Origin of the sequence: Peptacetobacter sp. AB800 (assembly GCF_047807365.1) — a bacterium.
Lineage (GTDB): Bacteria > Bacillota > Clostridia > Peptostreptococcales > Peptostreptococcaceae > Peptacetobacter.
Genome location: NZ_JBLOUI010000094.1, coordinates 1 through 790, shown reverse-complemented (window position 1 = coordinate 790; position 790 = coordinate 1). Strand labels below are relative to the sequence as shown.

General features: G+C 31.3%; 1 protein-coding gene. It reads left to right on the top strand.

Going from position 1 to position 790, the window contains the following annotated elements:
• Positions 1-71 precede the first annotated feature (71 nt).
• Positions 72-746: a helix-turn-helix domain-containing protein gene (locus tag ACK2WN_RS12210; RefSeq protein ID WP_118549253.1), complete on the top strand. Its 675-nt coding sequence runs from the start codon at positions 72-74 to the stop codon at positions 744-746.
• The last annotated feature ends 44 nt before the right edge of the window (positions 747-790 follow it).

Genomic DNA, 790 nt, shown 5'->3' with positions numbered 1-790 from the left:
TGAACTGCTCCCCTCTGAGTGGACAAGTGAAATAAATAAATTCACTTTAAACTTAGAAGGGAGCAATTTTTATGCCTAGAAGTAATGTAACCGCAAAACAAAAATTGGATGCAGTAAAAAAGATTCTTTCTGGCGAAGAAAGTAGAAGGCACATTCGGCAGATTTATGGTGTAGCTCATTCTTCTGTCGAAGAATGGATTTTAAAATATCAAATAAAAGGAGAAAAAGCTTTTAGTGATAAATTTCAAAAAGTTGAATACTCAAAAGAAATAAAAGATGCAGCAGTTAAAGCGTATTTAAATGGTGATGGTTCACAAAATGAAATTTGTAGAATTTATGGACTTAATTCAAGAAGTCCCCTTGAACAATGGATAAAGGAGTATAATAGTAATAAAGAACTAAAATCTTCTAAATCCATTGGAGGAACTATTATGACTAAGAATAAAAAAACTAGCTTTGAAGAAAGAGTTGAAATTGCTCAATATTGCATTAAATTTGGACATAGTTACAGCGAAGCTGCTGAAAAATATAACGTATCATATACACAAGCACGTAGCTACGCTCTTAAATATAAAGAATCTGGCAAGGATGCTCTAAAAGATAAAAGAGGAAAAAGAAAATCTGAAGATCAACTAACAGAAGTAGAACATCTTCGCAGAGAAATAAAACGATTAGAAAACGAAAAAAGACAAGCTGAAATGGAGATAGCTTTATTAAAAAAAATACAGGAAATAGAGAGGAGGTGAGTTTGCAGAGAGTACAAAATAATTATATATACACAGCTATAAAA